Below are 15983 nucleotides of genomic sequence, written 5' to 3'. Positions count from 1 at the left end.
GTCACACGAGAGTGTCGCGGTAGAAGAGGTTGGCGCGGCGGTCGCCGGTGACGCCGGAGGCGAAGCCGAAGCAAAGGCGCGGGCAGCCGAGCGGGTCGACGTACACGCCCACGCCCTCGGCTTCGCGGTAGACCAGGTCGGCGCCGTCCAGGATCTTCACGGACTCGACGACCTCGCCCTTGTTGATGTCGTACGCCCAGAGCTTCGACGTCGCCAGATCGGGATCGAAGGTACCGGCGTACGCCTCGCCCTCCCACAGGTAGACGTACGAGCCGTACAGGGCCCAACCCTGGAAGTCGATGCCCGCGGTCATCGTGGGCTGTTTGAACGACGCGAGCATCCGTGAGAAGTCACCGGCGCGTGCCGCGGCCAGCGAGTACACGTTGATGTGGAACCCGTCCGCCAGCGTGTGCCGGATCCCGATCCGCCCGTGCTGCTGATCCACCGACGGCGTGAACACGGCACCGTCCGCGACCGGCTTCCAGCTGCGCAGCCCCGGCGAGTCCTTCGTCAGCGTCGCGCCGTCCTGCCAACGGAAACGGGCGATCTGCCGGCCACGCGCGTTCGCCGTGTCCACGTCGGTCTCGGTCCAGAGGTACGTCGTACGCCCGACGGTCTCCGCACCGATCGAGACCGCGTGGCCGAACCCGCTCAGGTACATGTGCCCGACGACATCACCGGCGAGCGTGAGCTGCGTCAGCGTGAGATCACCACTGCTGGAAGGCGATCCGGCCCGCAACTGCCCGGTGAAGAGCCGCTGGTTCGCACTGTCGAAGGCGATCGACTGCATGACCGTCACGTCCGCCAGCGGCTTGCTGCGGAACATCTCGCCACCCGGTCCGTCCAGCACGAAGCGGCGCGTCGGAGTCAGGGTGAACGGATTCGCGGAGGCGGGCGCACCTACGGCTCCGGCGACGACCACAGCACCGGCACCAGCGAGCAACCCACGGCGGGAGAGATTGTTCATAGCGCCCGACCGTAAGCCGTTTACCGCGAACTGTCACCAGTTCGCGCGCATTTTTCTGCTAACTAACCACCAGATCGTGTTAGAAAGCGTAGGGGTACGGCGACCAGTCCGGCGATCGCTTCTCCAGGAACGCGTCGCGGCCCTCGGCGGCCTCGTCGGTGCCGTACGCGAGACGGGTCGCCTCACCGGCGAACAGCTGCTGCCCGACGAGCCCGTCGTCGATCAGGTTGAACGCGTACTTCAGCATCCGCTGGGCGGTCGGGGACTTCGCGCAGATCTTCTTGCCCCACTCCAGCGCCACCGCTTCGAGCTCGGCGTGTGGAACGACCTTGTTGACCATGCCCATCCGGTACGCGTCCTCGGCCGAGTACTCGTCGCCGAGGAAGAAGATCTCGCGGGCGAACTTCTGCCCGACCTGCCGCGCCAAGTACGCCGACCCGAACCCGCCGTCGAACGACGCCACGTCCGCATCCGTCTGCTTGAACCGTGCATGCTCCGCGGATGCCAGCGTGAGGTCCGCGACCACGTGCAGACTGTGCCCGCCACCCGCGGCCCAGCCGGGAACGACACAGATCACGACCTTCGACATGAAGCGGATCAGCCGCTGTACCTCGAGGATGTGCAGCCGGCCCGCGCGCGCCGGGTCGATCGAGTCGGCCGTCGTACCCTCTGCGTACTTGTAACCGTCCTTGCCGCGGATCCGCTGGTCGCCGCCCGAGCAGAACGCCCAGCCGCCGTCCTTCGGCGACGGGCCGTTACCGGTGAGCAGCACACAGCCGACGTCGGTGGACATCCGGGCGTGGTCCAGAACGCGGTACAGCTCGTCGACGGTCTGCGGCCGGAACGCGTTGCGCACCTCGGGCCGGTCGAAGGCGATCCGCACCACACCGGCGTCGACCGCGCGGTGGTACGTGATGTCGGTCAGCTCGAAGCCGTCCACCTGCTTCCAGGCCGACGGGTCGAAGATCTCGGAGACGGTCACCCGGCGAGCATATTTCAGCCGCGTGCGGTGCTCTCCCGCAGTACTACTTCCGCCTTGAACGTCTCGGTCGTCGCGTCGCCGCCCTCGATGGCGAGCTCCAGCGCGCGGCGGCCCATCTGCTCCAGTGGCAGCCGTACGGTCGTCAGCCCCGGCCACACGTCTCGCAGCGTCGCGATGTCGTCGAACCCGGCGACACCGAGCCGGCCAGGTACGTCGACACCGCGCGCCCGCAACGCCGACATCGCACCGACCGCCATCACGTCGTTCACCGCGAACACGCAGTCCACATCGGCCTTGCGGTCGAGCAGCTGCTCCGCGGCGGCGTACCCACCGTCGCGAGTGAAGTCACCGGACTCGACCGCCACCGGCTCCAACCCTGCCTCGGCCAGCCCGGCGACGAAGCCGTCCCGCCGATCGCGTGCCGTCGCAAGGCTCTCCGGCCCTCCGAGTACGGCGAACTTCCGCCAGCCGAGCCCGACCAGCCCGCGCGCGAGATCCGCCGACCCGGAACGGTTGTCCGGTTCAACGGTGTGCGCCGGCATCCCGGACTGACTGACCAGGGCAAGACCCGCGCCGGAGTTGAGGAAGGTCTCCACCTCGGTCGCCGTCCGCGCCAGGCTCTCGCTGTCGGTCCGCCGGCTGCCGATCATCACCGCGGCCCGGGCTCGTTGCGCGCGCAACGACGACAGGTAGGCGATCTCGCGGTCGGAGTCACGGAACGTGCTGGCCATCATCACCAGCAGGTTGCGCTCGTCCGCGGCCCGCATCACGCCGTTCGCGATCGCGGCGAAGTACGGGTCCTCGATGTCGTGGACCAGGATGCCGACCACGTTCGTCGACGACTTGGCCAACGCCTGCGCCTGCGCGTTCGGCGTGTAGCCGAGCTCGTCGGCGGCGGCCTTGACCCGCTCCTGCAGCTCTGGACGGGGGATCCGGTCCCCGCCGTTGAGCACGCGGGAGGCGGTCGCGACCGACACACCCGCACGCTGCGCCACGTCCAGCAATGTCACCGGTGCTCGCAGATTCACTGGCCTACCCTTTCGTGCGTCCCCCCGGGGGCGGTGGCGGTCACCCTACCGAACTCACCCGTTCTCACGCTGAGTATCGGGCAGGTCGCTACCAATCCGGTCAGAACCTGGCGTTGCGGCGCGCGAGTGACTAGCCTTCCCAGCCATGAGGACCGTCCATGCCCGGGTGACGATCCTGGTCGCGTCCGCTGTGCTCAGCCTGACGACCCTTGCCGGTCCGGCCATGGCTGCTCCGCTCCCGGACGGACCCGGTACGCCGGCCCCGGCTGCTCCCAGTGTGCCGCAGCACGTCGACGCGCGCACCAAGAGCACCCAGCCGGTCTACGACTACGCGAACGCGATCCGCGAGTCGGTCTACGTCGACACCACGATGGACACCGACAGCGACGGCAAGGACGACGTGATCGCGGTCGACATCGTCCGGCCGAGCGAGCCCGTCCTCAACGGCACGAAGATCCCGGTCATCATGGACGCCTCGCCGTACTACTCCTGCTGCGGACGCGGCAACGAGAGCGAGAAGAAGACGTACGACGGCGACGGCGTGATCCGGAAAATGCCGTTGTTCTACGACAACTACTTCGTCCCGCGCGGCTACGCGATGGTCGGCGTGGACGTCGTCGGCACCGGCCGCTCCACCGGCTGCGGCGACGTCGGCGGCCGGGACGAGATCCAGTCGGTCGTCGACGTGATCGACTGGCTGAACGGCCGCAACACCGCGCACACCGCCAACGGCCAACCGGTGAAGGCGTCCTGGACGACCGGCGCGGTCGGGATGATCGGCAAGTCGTACGACGGGACACTCGCGAACGGTGTCGCGGCGACCGGGGTGAGGGGCCTGAAGACGATCGTGCCGATCTCGGCGATCTCCTCGTGGTACGACTACACCCGGTCCGGCGGCGTACCGTACTCGGACGATTACATGCCCTGGCTGGGCGGGTACGTCGGTCACGACAGCGCAGCCTGCGACGAGGTCCGCGGCAAGCTCGGCGACAACGACGATGACGACACCGGCAACTACACGTCGTTCTGGGCCGAGCGCGACTACACGAAGAACGTGTCGAAGGTGAAGGCGTCGGTCTTCATGACGCACGGGCTCAGCGACTACAACGTGCAGACCAACCACTTCTCACAGTGGTGGTCGGCGCTCTCGCGGAACGACGTACCGCGGAAGCTGTGGCTGGGTCTCGAGGACCACGTGGATCCGTTCGAGTTCCGGCGCGACGAGTGGGTGGACGAACTGCACAAGTGGTTCGACTACTGGCTGCAGGGCCTGCAGAACGGCGTCATGAACGAGCCGATGGTCTCGGTCGAGACGGCTCCCGACGTGTGGCGCAACTACAAGACCTGGCCGGCCGTGAACCGCCCTGTGTCGGTGCCGCTCGCGGCCGGCAAACTAGGTGCTGCGGGCAAGGGTTCGGTGATGGTCACGGACGATCCCGAGCTGACCGAGGACGACATCGTCGCGGACCCGTCGGAGGTGATCGCGGGACGGCAGATGTTCCTGTCCGCGCCGCTCGCCGCACCGCTGCGGATCAGCGGCACGCCGTCGGTCACGCTCCGGCTGAAGTCCGACTCGTCGACGACACCGGTGACCGCACGACTCGTCGAGTACGGCGAAGCCGCGCGGTACTCCGGCATCCGCCGTACCGACGAAAGCACCTGTGAGGGCTCGAGCACCGACTACGACGACAGCTGCTACTTCACCGTCGACAAGGTCACCACCCAGAGCGATCACGGCATCGTCAGCCGCGGCTGGATCGACGCCGCCCACAGCAAGTCGCTCTCGCAGCCGACCCCGCTGAAGCCCGGCCAGTGGACCACCGTCACCGTCCCCCTCCGCGCCCAGGACCAGATCATCCCCAAGGGCCGCATCGTCGGACTCGCCATCACCCTGTCCGACACCGAGTGGACGACCCCCAACACCACCGGCGCCACCATCGACATCGACCTGGCCGCCAGCAAACTCAACATCCCCGTAGCCTCCGGCCACCTAACGGCACCCACCCAAATCCCCACCATCAACGTCCAGATCAAAACCCCCACCCAACGCCCCAACCTCCACGACCCCAAGAACTAGAACTCCCCCACCCGCCGAGTCGTGAAAATCGGCTGTGAAAACCAGCTGCGATCCACGACTCGATGAATGGGTCCGGAGCCAATCGCCACGACTCGGTGGGGCCTGTGGACAACGGACGCCGTGGAGTGGGGAAATCGGGACAATGATGGGGTGTTGTTCACGGCGGCGGATGCCAAGGCGTTAGGGATCTCGCGGGGTGTGCTGCGCGGCACGCAGTACCGGCGGGTGCTGGGTTCCGTGTACGTCGACGGGACGGTCGCCGTCACGCCCCGGTTGCAGGCCGAGGCCGCATTGCTGTTGACGCCCGAGGCGGTGGTGAGCCACCAGACCGCGTTGAGTCTGTGGACCGCCAACGACCGCGCCGGCGACGTCGTACATGTGACGGTCCAGCGCGATCCACGGCTGTCCCTTCCGCGAATCAGCGGTCTGCGCGTGCATGAGGTGCAGCACCTCGACCGCACGCTACGCGACGGACTGCCACTTACTCCACCTGAGCGGACATTCCTCGACCTGGCGCCGTACTGCGATCTCACCAAGCTCGTCGCCGCGGGCGACTCCCTGGTACGACGCACCGACGTCGAGCCGCTTCACCTGGTCGAGACTGTCGCCGCCGCGATCGGAGTGCGGAGCGTCCGGCTCGCCCGCCGAGCGGCGGCGCGCGTCCGAGCCGGCGTGGACTCCCCGATGGAATCCCTGCTCCGCCTGCTCCTCGTTGACGGCGGCCTTCCCGAACCGCGGATCGGCTACGTGATCTCCGACGCCGCGGGCGGCTGGCTGGCCGAACCGGACCTGAGCTACCCGGAGGTCAGTCTCGCGATCGAGTACGACGGGCGGCACCACCTCACGGATGCCCGTCAGTGGCGGCAGGACATCCGCCGCCGCGAGAACCTCGAGCGCGAAGGCTGGCTCGTCCGGGTGTTCACGGCGTACGACCTCCTCCAGATCCCACACACCGTCGTCGCCCGCATCTCCGAGGACCTCCGCATCCGCCACCGACACCTGGCCGCCTGACCCGCTCCCGCCGAGTCGTGGCGATTGGCTCCGTTCCGCATCACCGAGTCGTGGAAATCGGCTAGCGATGAGAGCCAAATCCCACGACTCGACGGACTAGTTGCCTTCGGCTACGAAGTGCATTGGGTCGCCGAAGGCTAGGTCGGTGATGCCGGCGGTGTGGAAGGCGCCTACCAGGAGGGATCTGCGGTGGGCGGCGAAGGTCAGGACGTGGGCGACCATGCCGCCGTAGGTGAAGACGCGGGGTGGTTCGCAGGTGGTGTCGACGAAGCTCTCGTCGAAGCGGCCGTCTTCGTTGAGTTGGTTGACCAGGGCCACGAAGCGCGCGCCGGCGTCCGCGTGGCGGGTGCGGAGTTCGGGGATCGGGGTGACGACCTGACGGCCGCACTCGGGGACCTGGAACGGGCGGTCCTCGACGGACGCCAGCCACATCTCCTCCTGCCAGACCAGGCGGTCCAGTAGGTAGCGGATCGAGATGTCGTCGTCGATCCCCTCGACGGAGAGCTCGATCGGCCGGTCCAGTGTGGCGGCGTCCAGGCGGGCGCCGCGTTCGATCATTTCGCCGGTCAACCACACGTGGTGCTCGACCATCCTGACAAGTACGTCCATGCCTCTCACCTTTCTACGAGCCGGCAGCCGAAGGCCGGCCGGCGGCTGGAAATGCACTCCACTCGGCGCCGCGAGGAAGAACATCCGCGACGACTCCCGCCGCCACTCTCGTGGCGACATCCCGTAGGCCCTGGCGAACGCCCGCGTGAACGCCTCGTGCGACCCGTACCCGGCCTCGACCGCGACGTCCAGTACGGCGACCGGCTCGACCAGCAACCGGTACGCCGCCCGCTCCAGCAACACCCGGCGCCGGAACGCGAACGGCGATTCGCCGGCCACCGCACCGATCACGCGGTCGAAGTGGAACCGGGACAGATGCACCCGTCCCGCCAGCCCGGCACCGTTCACCGGACCGTCGAGACCGCGCAGACCGTCGGCGACCACCGCCACGAATTCCTCGAACACATCCGCCATGCCCACCACTGTGCCCCCACCACCCGGCCTCCGACTTGATCGAAATTGCGGAACCTCTGAGTGGTTAACGGAGTACTCCACAATGTGTAGTAGTCTTCGCAGCGGAGCACCGCCGGTGCCGGAGGAGGTCGCGATGGATACGAGCCAGCTGCTCAAGGGCGTACTGGATCTCGCAGTGCTGGCTGTACTGCGGGACGCCGACGGTTACGGGTACGACGTACTTCGCCGGCTGCGCGCCGCGGGGCTCGAGGACGTCGCGGACGCCTCCGTGTACGGGACGCTCCGCCGGCTCTTCCAGGCCGGCGCGCTGACGTCGTACGTGCAACCGAGCGAGGAAGGCCCGCACCGCAAGTACTACGGGCTGAACAAGACCGGCCATGACCTGCTGGCCCGATCGACCAAGACCTGGAATCACTTCGCCGACACGATGTCGGTGCTGCTGGAGGAGGAGGCCGCGTGAACAGCACCCTGACCGGAGCGGTCGCGATCTACCTGACGCAGGTGCGAGCCGAGCTCAGCGACCTGCCGCCGGGTGAACTGGAGGACGTGCTTCAGGACGTCACCGACCACCTCACCGAGGTAGCAGGCGAGTTCGACGCCGAGCCGACCTTGAGCGACCTGCAGGTACGACTCGGCACGCCGCGGCAGTACGCCGACGAACTGCGGACCGCGGCGGGCTATCCGGCACGCACCGAGCCGGTCAGCCAGGACTACCTCACGTCCGGCTGGAACGCGCTGCGCTGGGGTCTGATCGCCGGCACTGTCGGGCCGTTCTTCGTTGCCGTCAGCATCTTCGCGTGGTCGAGCGACGAGACGGCGTTCTTCGGGCTGCTCGGGCTCGGCGTGCTGTTCGTCGCGGCGTTCCTCGGCGTACGGGCGTTGAACGGCAACGACCCGCGGATCGTCCTGGACACCCCGCGGGGCGCGCAGTGGGCGACCGCGGTCCGCGGCTGGATCGACCAGGTCCCTCCGAACGTCCGGCACGAACTGGTGACGATCGGCCAACCGGTCTGGTGGGTCGCGCGCGGCATGATCGGCGCGGCCGGGTTCTTTGCGCTGTTCGGCGCCATCTCGGTGACCGTGGTCGGAGCCATCGCCGGTGCGGCGGTCTCGATCTGGATCGGTCGCCGGACCCAGCAGGACCGGCGCTGGCTGTGGTACGTCGTACCGCTCAACGTCGTCGCAGCGGTTGCCGTCCCGGCGTTCCTTGCCGCGGCGTACGTCGGCGCGTCGTTCGGGTTCCTGGACAACTACAACCACTACCGCGGCAGCGGGCCGAACTACGAACCACCGACCAAGGGCGTGGTGGTGAACGGCACCGCAGTCTCGAACATCTACCCGTTCGATGCCCAGGGCAAGCAGGTCACGGTCCGGCTGTACGACCAGGACGGCAACCCGATCAGCATGGAGCTGCAGGACTGCGCGACCAACTACGGGCAGGAGTCCCGGGACACCACCAGCAACCTCTTCCCGCAGGCGGTGGTCGTCCCCGATGAGAACGGCTATTCCAGCCCGGAGGACTGCAAGGAGACCACGAAGGCCCCCTTCGTCCCACCACCCGCACCAGCCACCCGGACCGCCCCGACCCCAGTCGCCCCTTCGGCAACCCCGACCTCAGGCGCGACGCTCACCGTGAAGCCCACCAGGTGACCAGGAACGGACTGACGCGGCCGCGACCCCGCGATACGTGTAGCCGAGGCGTTCGTACACCTTGATCGCGGGCGTGTTGTCGCCGTTGACCATCAGTCCGACTCGTCCGTGGCGCTTCACCAGTTCGGCGGTGACGAATCCGCACACCTGCCGCGACAGTCCTTTGCCACGGGCAACAGGATGCGTTGCGACGCCAGCGAGGAACCCGACCTCGGGGGCGCTCCACGCATCCGCGGCGATACTCAACAACTCACCACGCTCGCCCGTCACCGCAGCCCACCGCCGTACGCCGGGATGCCCGGGCCAAGCGTACGACGAGGGCGACGCCGCGGCGAGCAACTCTTCAAGGCCGGAGTCATCGTCCACCCACGCAGCGGTCGTCGTGAGGTCCGGGAGCGTGTCCGAGTCCATCCACCCGAACGCCGCCGAGAACCTCAGCCCCGGCACCCGCTCCGCCAGCTCACGGATCAGCGCCTCGTCGCCGAACGGCCGGTACGACGGACCCACCTCGGCGAGCACGTCGGCGGTCAACCGCACCGCGTCGTCGACCGGGCCGATCACCGCGAGCCGATCATGCTTCGACACGTCCGGCGAGGCAACCGCCACGGCATCCCCGTCGTACCAGGCGCGAGTGCCAGGGCCGAAGCCCTGTGCGGCCCAGACGATCATCGGATCATCCGCAGCCGCCGTTGCCAGCGCCGCGGTCGTCAGAAGCTCGTGCACGCGGTCATTCTGCCCGTTGGATCGCGTACGGGACGAGGTGGCGGTAGCCGCGGACGGCGACGCGGCGGAGACGGTGGACGGCGTACGACGAATGGCCGTCGAGGGCTGTGGCGAGTTCGCGGTCGGCGAGAACCCGGCCGGGTTTGCATTCCGTGGTGAGACGGGCGGCCAGGTTGACAACCTCGCCGTACACGTCGCCCAACCGGATCAGGATCGTGCCGTACGCGAGCCCGATCCGCAGCTCGGGAAGGTCGTCGTCGGCGTTCACCGCGTCCTGCAAGGCGAGTGCGACCGCAGCCCCCTCTGCGGCGGTGTCGGCCACGAACAGCACCTCGTCGCCGATCGACTTGATCACCCGGCCGCCGTTCAGCGCGACCACGTCCGCGGCCATACCCTCGAAGCGCTCGATCAGCTCCCCGAGCTCGGCCTCGGTCAACCGCCGCGTCAGGCGCGTGTAGCTGACGATGTCCGCGAATCCGACCGCCCGCACCCCACGTGCCAGCTCGTCGGACCCCGCCACCGCCCGCCCGGCCGCCGCGGCGAGGTGCCGGCGCCAGACGTACGTCTGCAGCCGCTCCATGGCCGGCAGCAACAGGCCGGCAACCTCGATCGACTCGTCCGCGGACAGCTTGGACCCGCCGAGGAACTCCAGGAACATCGCCGACTGCCACGACGCCAGCCGCGACTGCGTCTGGCCGAGTTTCCGGGCCAGTGACGACTCCATCTCGGGCTCGATGAACCCGTCGTCCTCGAGCGCCGCGACCAGCCGCAACGCCTCGACGTCGTCGTCGGTGAACGCCACCTCGTCGTCCGGCACGGTCGCGAACCCGAGCGCGTGCCACATCCGCTCGGCGCGCTGGATCGAGATCCCGGCCCGCTCGGACACCTGGATCCGGGTGAACTTCCGTTCCCCGCCCAGCAGGGTCTGCTCGAACTCCCGCGTCAACCCGGCCAGATCCGGCGCCCCAGGGTCAGTGGCCACCGCGGCGCTCGGCGATGGTGGCGTCGATGGCGTCCCGGAACGCCGGCAGCCGGCGGGTGAGGTCGTCGAACTTCTCCCGGGTGAAGTGCAGCAGCTGCAGCCGCGACTTCGCCGTGACGGTTGCCGTTCGCAACGTGTTCTTCCGGACCGCGACCTCGCCGGCGATGTCGCCCGGGCCGAGCTCGGCGATCTCCTGGCCCTTCTCGCGGACCGCCGCCGTACCGCTGAGGATCAGGTACGCCGCGTCCGGAGGCGTCTGCTCCAGGATCAGCGACCAGCCGGCCGGTACCGAGACCTCCTCGCCGGCCCGGAAGATGTCCCGGATGTCGCGTCCGGACAGATCCGCGAACAACGGCAGGTCCCGTGGGGACGTCCTACCCAGTGCCACGTCGATCCTCCTCGTCGGCGATCGGCCGATGTTTCCAGTCAGTAACTCTAACGCACGCGCCGAGATCAGGAGGACAGGCAGTCCGCGACCTGCGCAGAGGTCGCGACCCATTGACCGTCCCCGCGGCCCGCGGTTACGGTCGGGCAATCGATTTCTGGATGCCACCTCTCTGCAACCGCCCGAGGAGCCCCTGATGCGGAAACGATGGTTGCTCGTCCTGCCTGCCCTGATCGGAGCGGCCGTGGTGCCTGCCGACCAGTCCGCACCCGCCCAAGCAACGGCCGTACCGTCGCCGGTCGAGCGGATCGCCAAGCTCACCGGTCCGGAGTCGATCAACGACACCGAGGCGCGCTTCGCCCTGAAGGCGACCGATCTCGGCATCCTCTGGGACAACGGATCCGGCGAGATCCTGACCGCGTTCGGCGACAGCTACGGCAGCGGCTGGACCGGGCCGGGCGGCGGTGCCGGTGACCAGGCGACGATCGACTGGCGGTGCAACCTGCTCTTCCGCAGCAAGGACCGCAACCTGGCCGACGGGATGACGCTCGACTCGGCGGCCGAGGACCGGCCCGGTCACGCCAAGGAGTTCCTGCCCTGCAAGAAGATCGACCGCGACGAGCACACGGTGATCCCGACCGCGGGGATCTCGGTCGGGAAGCGCCAGTACGTGCAGTACATGTCGGTCAACTACTGGGGTCCGGCCGGCAGTTGGTTCACGAACTACTCCGGCTTCGCGTACTCCGACGACAACGGCGAGAACTGGACCAAGGACCCAGGCGCCCGCTGGCTGAACACCAAGACCTGGGACGACAACTTCCAGATGACGGCCCTGGTCAAGGACAAGGGTTACGTCTACATGATCGGTACGCCGAACGGCCGGTTCGGCAACGCCCATCTCGCGAGGGTTCCCGAGCAACAGGTCCTCCAGAAGAAGGCTTGGCGGTACTGGGACGGCCGGACCTGGTCGCCGCAGGAGTCGGCCGCCGTACCGATCGCGGTCGGCCCGATCGGCGAGGTGTCGTTGCAGTGGAACGCGTACACCGGCAAATGGCTGATGATGTATCTCGACGAGCACCGCGCCGCGATCGTGCTGCGCTCGGCGAAGGACCTCACCGGCCCGTGGAGCGGCGAACAGGTCGTTGTCAAAGGCTCCGAATACCCGGGCTTGTACGGATCGTTCATGCACCCCTGGTCATCAGGCCCGGACCTCTACTTCACGATGTCCCAGTGGGATCCGTACAACGTTTTCCTGATGCGCACCAAGCTCACCGACGACGGCCGGATCACCAACCTGGTCACGGATCCCGGCTTCGAGAGCCAGACCAGTGGTACGCCGTCCGCACCCTGGCAACTGAGCGGTACCGGCGGCATCGACCGCACGAACCTCGGCCACACCGGCACCAACAACGCGTTCGTCCGCGACTCGATCGGCACCCACCAGATCCAGCAGACCGTTGCCGTACGCCCCAATCACCGCTACCGGCTCTCCGCCTGGATCCGGACGGCGGAGAACAACAGCGAAACGATGCTCGGCGTCCGCACGCTCCGCGGACGCACGATCGCGCAGCAGTCCGGTGGCGCGCATCCGCAGTACACGAAGGTCTCCGTCGAGTTCGACGCCGGCGGAGAGTCGTTGGTCCAACTGTACGGCGGCTTCTTCGGCCACGGGCAGGACGTCTGGCTGCAACTGGACGACGTCGAGCTGGAGGAAATCCGATGAAACGGCTGTTCCTGGCACTGATGATCATCGCCGGTGTCCTGGTGCCGGCACCGGCGCAGGCCGCGACCGGACAGTTGTTGCGGGACAGCGTCGGTCTCTATCCGCGCGCGATCCGGCTCGAACACAACGGCACGGCGAACGGCCGGATCCTCGCAAGCGTGGTGACGTTCAACGGCAACACCGGGCTCGGCGCCATCTACGAGAGCACCACCGACGGCGCGAGCTTCGCCCAGGTGGGCACGGTCGCGGACCCGCAGGCGTCCAACGGCAAGGGCCTGTGCTGCGCGACGCTCTTCGAGCTTCCACGGCGCATCGGCGCGCTGCCGCCCGGCACGTTGCTCTGGGCCGCCTCCGTGGGCGCGGACGCGCGGCCGATGTCGCTGCGGATCTGGAAGAGCAACGACGTCGGCCGTACCTGGTCGTACCTGTCCAGTTGCGCGACCGCGCCGAACGACCGCGGCCTGTGGGAACCCGAGTTCTCGGTCGCGGCCGACGGCCAGCTCGTCTGCCACTACTCCGACGAGACCGATCCGGCGCACAGCCAGAAGCTCATGGAGGTCCGGAGTACCGACGGCATCACCTGGAGGGATCCGCGGCCCACCGTGTCGAGCCCGACGCCCGCACATCGACCCGGCATGTCCGTCGTACGGCAGCTGCCCAGCGGGAAGTACGTGATGTCGTACGAGGTCTGTGGCGTCGGCGGCCAGTACGACTGCGCCGTCTACACCCGCCAGTCCCGTGACGGCTGGAACTGGGGATCGCCCGCCAGACCCGGTGTCCGGGCGCAGACCGCCGACGGCAGGTACTTCACCCATGCTCCGACGATCGCGCTGGCACCGAACGGCAAGCTGCTGCTGATCGGCCAGATCCTCCAGAACGCCGACGGTTCCGTGGCCGAAGGCAACGGCCGCACCATCCTCGCCAACACCACCGGGACGAGCGGTTACTGGTCCGAGCTGGCCGCACCGGTCGCCGTCGACAATCCGTACAACAACTATTGCCCGAACTACAGCTCTCCGATGGTCGTCTCCCCCGACGGCAGCACAGTCCTCGAACTCGCCTCCGACTACGACGGCCCGACCTGCAAGACGTACTTCGCCACCGGGCCGGCCAGCTAGGCCGCGCGGCGCCGGCGGCGGGACGAGGTACGGCGGCGTACCGGGCGGCGGGGGCCGACGAGGCGGGGACCGGCCAGGCGGTCCTCGAGACGGCGCGCCTCGCGGCGGATGGGTTGCGCGACGTACTCGCCGAGGATCAGGCCCGAGGCGAGTGCGACGCCGATCGCGACCGCGGTCGTGAGGCTGACGATGCCGATGAGCTGGCCGACGGCCATCAGCTCGTAGAGGCCCTTGTAGATCGTCAGCCCCGGCAGCAGCGGGATCGAGCCGGCGACGACCACGACCAGCGGTGGTACGCCGGTCCGCCGGCCGCTGGAGTAGCCGCCCAGACCGACGACGAAGGCAGCCGCGGCGGTGGACCAGGCCGGCCCGAAAGATGCCCTGGTCATCAAGGTGAAGATCAGCGAGGCCAGTGCACCCATCACGGCGATCGGCAGCAACGCGCGGAGGGGTGCGTACGACGCGTACCCGAACGCGACCGCCATCACCGAGCCGGAAATCACCATGATCGGCAGGTTCGCCAGCTGGATCGTCTGGGGTTCGATCCCGACGTGCAGACCGAACTTCAGCCCCAGCGCGAGACCCAGCGAGACACCGGCGATGATCCCGCCGGTGAGCAGCATCGCCTCCAGACTCCGGGCCGCGGCGGTCACGTAGTACCCGGTGATCGCGTCCTGCACCGCACCGGTGAGGGCGATCCCGGCCAGCAGCATGATGATGCCGGCGGCAACGACCAGGGACGGTTTCACCGGCGCGTGTACGGCGTACAGGACCAGCGCGACCGCGGTCGCCACGAACGCACCGGCGACCTGCTGGTAGAACGCGGGGAGTCGCTGCCGGTTGAACCACCGGTTGTTCAGGTCGATCACGATCGCGGTCAAGACCGCCAGCAACGTGATCAGCCAGCCGCCGCCGAGCAGCAGCGTCGCGCCGCCGGCCATCACGCCCCAGGCGAGCACCGCACTCCAGCGCGGGTACGGCGGACCGGCCGACGTCATCCGGGCGAGTTCGCGCGACGCCTCCTCGCGGGTCACGTCGCCGCGGGCGAACCGTCGTACCAGCCGGTCGACGTCGGTCAGCCGGGAGAAGTCCTGGGACCGGTAGCGGACCAGCCGGATGTGCGTCTCGGGCGCGACGTCCGGCGCGGCCTGGTACGAGACCGCCATCGAGGTGAACGTGATGTCGACCTCGCAGCCGCGCAGTCCGCCGGCCGCGGTGACACCGAGGATCGTCGCGGTGGCGTCCGCCGTACCGGCACCGCTGGACAGCAGCACCTCACCGACCCGCAGGGCAAGGTCGATGGTGGCGTAGACCTCCCGCTGCTCGTCAGGCTCCATCGAGCAGGCGATGGGCCATCGCGAGGTCGGTGATCAGGATGTTGACCCAGCCGCCGAGCAGGGCGGCGCGGATGGCGGAGTACTTGCGGTCACCGCCGGCCACCCCGATCCGGCGCGGCACCGCCAGCAACTCCTTCGCGGTCACCCCGATGACCCGCTGGTCGAACGTCGAGCGCACGAGCTTTCCCTCTTCGTCGAAGAACCGGAAACACACGTCCCCGACGGCGCCGAGCCTGCGCAACTCGTCCTGGTCGGCCTCCGCGACCGCGTTCCCACTGCGCTGCAGCAGCGGCGAGGGCTCGAGGCTGCCGATCCCGACCAGGGCGTCGGTGAGCTGTCCCCAGGTGCCCAGAACGTCCCGAACGGACACATCGTTCATCATGGCCCGGCGTACGGCGGGGGTCCCGACCAGCCCGGGAGCGGGCAGGTAGACCGGCATCCCACCGGTCAGCTCGGCGAACCGCGCGGTCAGCCGGGTGGCCTGCATCTGCACCGCGGCGTCGCCCAGCCCGCCGACGATCTGCACGACCTTGTCCACCACCGGCACGCTCTTGCGCGGCATCCGGTCGACCGCGCTGATCAGTGTCTCGCTCCAGGACGAGATCCCGACCACGTGCCCACCGGTCAGGGTCATATCCAGGTACGCCGCAGCGCCCGAGCCGAGCGCGGGCAGTACGTCGTCCCCCACGCCGAGGGTGTCGACGACGACCGCGTCGCGCAACCCGTACCGGCCCTGCAGCTCGTCCTCGAGGTCGCTGTGCACGCCGCTCGGCATGGTCACCACGGTGTGCACGATGCCGACCTCGACGGCCTGTTTCAGCATCCGGGAAACGCGTGCCTGGGACAGGTTCAGCTCGGCGGCGATCTGCGGCTGCCGGATGCCCTTCTCGTGGTACATCCGCGCCACCTTCGCGAGCAGCCGCAGCTCGTCCAGCCCGGGCTGGCGCACCGCGCGGTTCGCGTTCACCTCGACCCCC

The 15983-nt window shown here is 68.5% G+C and carries 15 protein-coding genes; 6 read left to right on the top strand and 9 right to left on the bottom strand.

The features are described 5' to 3' along the window. Position 1: 1 nt before the first annotated feature. The 3 genes from EV137_RS19070 to EV137_RS19060 form a co-directional block, all read right to left on the bottom strand. Positions 2–967 (bottom strand): phage baseplate protein, encoded by a 966-nt coding sequence (locus tag EV137_RS19070; protein ID WP_134130209.1) that lies wholly within the window; start codon positions 965–967, stop codon positions 2–4. Between the two features lie 79 nt (positions 968–1046). After that, a complete protein-coding gene (locus EV137_RS19065) occupies positions 1047–1949 on the bottom strand; it encodes a 1,4-dihydroxy-2-naphthoyl-CoA synthase (protein WP_134130208.1) in 903 nt (300 codons plus the stop codon). A 14-nt stretch (positions 1950–1963) separates the two neighbouring features. After that, the gene (locus EV137_RS19060; protein WP_134130207.1) at positions 1964–2977 is read right to left on the bottom strand and encodes a LacI family DNA-binding transcriptional regulator; all 1014 of its coding nucleotides are present in this window, start codon (positions 2975–2977) and stop codon (positions 1964–1966) included. 145 nt (positions 2978–3122) lie between these two features. On the opposite strand from EV137_RS19060, the gene EV137_RS19055 reads away from it, so the two are divergent. Together EV137_RS19055 and EV137_RS19050 are read left to right on the top strand one after the other, a co-directional pair. Continuing rightward, positions 3123–5054 (top strand): Xaa-Pro dipeptidyl-peptidase, encoded by a 1932-nt coding sequence (locus EV137_RS19055; RefSeq protein ID WP_134130206.1) that lies wholly within the window; start codon positions 3123–3125, stop codon positions 5052–5054. A gap of 150 nt (positions 5055–5204) precedes the next feature. Further along, a complete protein-coding gene (locus tag EV137_RS19050) occupies positions 5205–6065 on the top strand; it encodes a hypothetical protein (protein ID WP_134130205.1) in 861 nt (286 codons plus the stop codon). A gap of 96 nt (positions 6066–6161) precedes the next feature. Here the strand turns inward: EV137_RS19050 and EV137_RS19045 are convergent, their stop codons facing one another. After that, on the bottom strand, positions 6162–7088 hold the full coding sequence (locus EV137_RS19045; protein WP_134130204.1) for a helix-turn-helix domain-containing protein: 927 nt from the start codon (positions 7086–7088) through the stop codon (positions 6162–6164). Between the two features lie 133 nt (positions 7089–7221). On the opposite strand from EV137_RS19045, the gene EV137_RS19040 reads away from it, so the two are divergent. Both EV137_RS19040 and EV137_RS19035 read left to right on the top strand, forming a co-directional pair. Next, positions 7222–7548: a PadR family transcriptional regulator gene (locus EV137_RS19040; protein ID WP_130386830.1), complete on the top strand. Its 327-nt coding sequence runs from the start codon at positions 7222–7224 to the stop codon at positions 7546–7548. Continuing rightward, entirely contained in the window at positions 7545–8738 is a 1194-nt protein-coding gene (locus EV137_RS19035; RefSeq protein ID WP_134130203.1) for an HAAS signaling domain-containing protein, read from the top strand. The genes EV137_RS19040 and EV137_RS19035 overlap by 4 nt, the downstream gene beginning before the upstream one ends. Here EV137_RS19035 and EV137_RS19030 read toward each other — a convergent pair. From EV137_RS19030 to EV137_RS19020, 3 genes are read right to left on the bottom strand one after another with little or no spacing between them, the layout of a single operon-like run. Beyond that, on the bottom strand, positions 8703–9461 hold the full coding sequence (locus tag EV137_RS19030) for a GNAT family N-acetyltransferase (RefSeq protein ID WP_238175414.1): 759 nt from the start codon (positions 9459–9461) through the stop codon (positions 8703–8705). The genes EV137_RS19035 and EV137_RS19030 overlap by 36 nt on opposite strands. A gap of 4 nt (positions 9462–9465) precedes the next feature. Then, positions 9466–10443 (bottom strand): adenylate/guanylate cyclase domain-containing protein, encoded by a 978-nt coding sequence (locus EV137_RS19025; RefSeq protein ID WP_134002192.1) that lies wholly within the window; start codon positions 10441–10443, stop codon positions 9466–9468. Then, positions 10433–10831: a cyclic nucleotide-binding domain-containing protein gene (locus EV137_RS19020; RefSeq protein WP_130386825.1), complete on the bottom strand. Its 399-nt coding sequence runs from the start codon at positions 10829–10831 to the stop codon at positions 10433–10435. Before EV137_RS19020 ends, EV137_RS19025 begins: the two co-directional genes overlap by 11 nt. Before the next feature lie 193 nt (positions 10832–11024). Between EV137_RS19020 and EV137_RS19015 the strand changes: the two genes are divergently transcribed. Further along, the gene (locus EV137_RS19015) at positions 11025–12551 is read left to right on the top strand and encodes a DUF4185 domain-containing protein (RefSeq protein ID WP_134130202.1); all 1527 of its coding nucleotides are present in this window, start codon (positions 11025–11027) and stop codon (positions 12549–12551) included. Next, positions 12548–13669: a sialidase family protein gene (locus EV137_RS19010; protein ID WP_134130201.1), complete on the top strand. Its 1122-nt coding sequence runs from the start codon at positions 12548–12550 to the stop codon at positions 13667–13669. The genes EV137_RS19015 and EV137_RS19010 overlap by 4 nt, the downstream gene beginning before the upstream one ends. Here the strand turns inward: EV137_RS19010 and EV137_RS19005 are convergent. Both EV137_RS19005 and EV137_RS19000 read right to left on the bottom strand, forming a co-directional pair. Next, entirely contained in the window at positions 13666–15006 is a 1341-nt protein-coding gene (locus EV137_RS19005; protein WP_134002186.1) for a threonine/serine exporter family protein, read from the bottom strand. The two genes, EV137_RS19010 and EV137_RS19005, sit on opposite strands and share 4 nt — an antisense overlap. After that, positions 14996–15973 (bottom strand): sugar-binding transcriptional regulator, encoded by a 978-nt coding sequence (locus EV137_RS19000; protein WP_202871043.1) that lies wholly within the window; start codon positions 15971–15973, stop codon positions 14996–14998. The genes EV137_RS19005 and EV137_RS19000 overlap by 11 nt, the downstream gene beginning before the upstream one ends. Positions 15974–15983 lie beyond the last annotated feature (10 nt).

The sequence above is a fragment of the Kribbella pratensis genome (assembly GCF_004366075.1).
In the GTDB taxonomy this organism is placed as follows: Bacteria; Actinomycetota; Actinomycetes; order Propionibacteriales; family Kribbellaceae; genus Kribbella; species Kribbella pratensis.
Note: the sequence above shows the minus strand (reverse complement) of the source record. Positions and strands in the feature narration are given on the sequence as shown.